At 33.7% G+C, this 2,165-nt stretch carries 3 protein-coding genes; 2 read left to right on the forward strand and 1 reads right to left on the reverse strand.

The genetic code is table 11. The features are described from left to right. Positions 1–805 precede the first annotated feature (805 nt). Together EKL98_RS15335 and EKL98_RS15340 are read left to right on the forward strand one after the other, a co-directional pair. A complete protein-coding gene (locus EKL98_RS15335; RefSeq protein ID WP_126563081.1) occupies positions 806–1,198 on the forward strand; it encodes a helix-turn-helix domain-containing protein in 393 nt (130 codons plus the stop codon). Continuing rightward, positions 1,188–1,796, forward strand: coding sequence for an IS630 family transposase (locus EKL98_RS15340; RefSeq protein ID WP_126563082.1), 609 nt, complete (start codon positions 1,188–1,190; stop codon positions 1,794–1,796). Before EKL98_RS15335 ends, EKL98_RS15340 begins: the two co-directional genes overlap by 11 nt. A 33-nt stretch (positions 1,797–1,829) precedes the next feature. On the opposite strand, the gene EKL98_RS15345 is transcribed toward EKL98_RS15340, so the two are convergent. Next, positions 1,830–2,165 (reverse strand): T9SS type B sorting domain-containing protein (locus EKL98_RS15345; RefSeq protein WP_148104421.1); only part of this gene is annotated, 336 nt, incomplete at its 5' end.

The raw sequence follows: 2,165 nt of genomic DNA on the forward strand, positions 1-2,165 counted from the left end.
CGAGCGATCGGGTGCTATCCGTTGACGAGAAAAATTACTGCATTTCCGAGCGATCGGGAAAATTGAGGTGGTTGTAAATGATCCACGCTGGCCGAAGTCTTCTAAAACCAAAAGGTCTTAAAAACCGGGGATGCTTTGCGAATGTCTCCGACTCGGTCAGCAACACCGAGTTTTCATAACGTTTGTTTTATTAAGGAACACTTGCAATCTGCAAAAATCTTATAGCGTTATTTAGGGAAGAAAATAAAATATGAAATGTTAATGAAATAACATTAATTACTCATTCAAAAAATCTAAATTTCTAATTATCCCAGAATATTTTGTTCAAACAACAACGGTTGTTAGCTTTCTAAACCCGATTTCTCGAAGTCTTCAAAAAAAAGTTCCTAAAAATCAGGGGATGCTGTGCGAATGTCTCGCTCGGATATGCAAAATAGTCCTTGTATGGATAGCGCAGAATTGCATTCTGTGCTATACCCGATTGCTCGGATATGTAAAATAGCCCTTGAGTGGATAGCGCGGATTTGCAATCCGTGCCCACTTCAATAATCCACTAAAACAAATCTAATAAAATTACTTCTAATTCATAATCTAATCCTGCATAATTTCTTGCTGAACTAAAATAATAACCCGATTGCTCGGATACGAAGTAAATCCCCTCGAGCGGATAGCGCAGAATTGCATTCTGTGCCCATTCCTACGAGCCCCTAAAACAAATCTAATAAAATTACTTCTAAGTAGGTAGAATAAAATAATGTCGTATATTGTTGTTTATATGTAATAATATTTGTATATTTATCTCATTATGAGATATATAACACTTAAAAAAGAAGAGATTGGGGTATTGGAATACCAACATCAAAATAGTCCTAATAATACTGTTAGAAAACGTAGTCAATGCCTTGTTTTATCGCATCAAAGACACAAGATTAAGGACTTGGCCTCTATTTTTAAAGTCAGTCGCAGAACCATTGAACGGTGGTTTGATAGTTGGGCTGAAATCGGGGTTGATTCCCTTGCAATATCAGAGGGAAGAGGAGCTAAAATCCTTTTAAAAGACTATTCCAAAGAGGTTTCGGAGCAATTAGAACTTCACAATAGAAATTTAAAAAATGTATTAATTTACTTTGAAGAACAACACAATATCAACATCTGCAAAAAAACATTGCAGAATTTTTTAAAAGTTACTGGGTTATAGTTGGAAAAGAGCTAGACTCTCATTAAAAGGTAAACGAAACGAAGAACAATTTCGATTTAAACAAAAGCAAATAGAAACATTAAAGAGTTTGGAAGATAGCGGATATATTGATTTATATTTTGGAGACCAAAGTCATTTTGGACTCACTCCCAATGTGCCTTATGCTTGGCAAACAAAGGATAATCAAGTATTGTTGCCTGCTGCTAAAGGCAAATATCAAAATGTAGTTGGATTAATGACTCGTAAAAACAAGCTATATTTTGAAATACTTGAATCAACATTTAATTCAGATAGAATTATCTGTTTTATGGATCGTTTTGTGGAACAAACTATTAAAAAAACGGTTGTGATTCTTGACAATTCACCAATACATAAATCAAAGAAGTTTATGGCTAAAATAGAACAATGGAAAGAAAAGGATGTTTTGATTTACTTTTTACCACCGTATTCTCCAGAGTTAAATCTGATAGAAATTCTATGGCGAAGAATAAAATATCATTGGTTGGGTTTTGATGCTTATAAAAGCTTTGAAAATCTCAAAGAACAATTAAATTTTGTGCTGAATAATTTTGGAGTAAAATACGACATTAAATTTTAACCTTTACTTACTTTTTCTAATTCATTCTTATTATTAACGTTTCAAACTAAAATGACCTTTTGCCTCACGTCCATCCTCAAGTTTTATAGTGTACCAATAATCATCCGCTGGTAAAAGAGTTCCGTTGAAAGTGCCATCCCATCCTTCGCTTCTTGATGGAATCCATTGTTTGAGTAGTTTCCCATATCGGTTAAAAATATATATTATAGAATTGGCATTGAAATTCGCAGTTACACCTTTTACACTCCAATAATCATTGTATCCATCGTTATTTGGAGTAAAGAATTTTGGCATTCCAACAACGGCAATAGTTGTTGTAGTTACAGGCCTACAACCATTTTTATCATTAATAAAAACATCGTGAATTCC

Source organism: Flavobacterium bomense (genome assembly GCF_003970355.1).

Coding starts and splice junctions, on each gene's coding strand:
- EKL98_RS15335 (WP_126563081.1), top strand. CDS start 806: ATGAGATATATAACACTTAAAAAAGAAGAGATTGGGGTATTGGAATAC.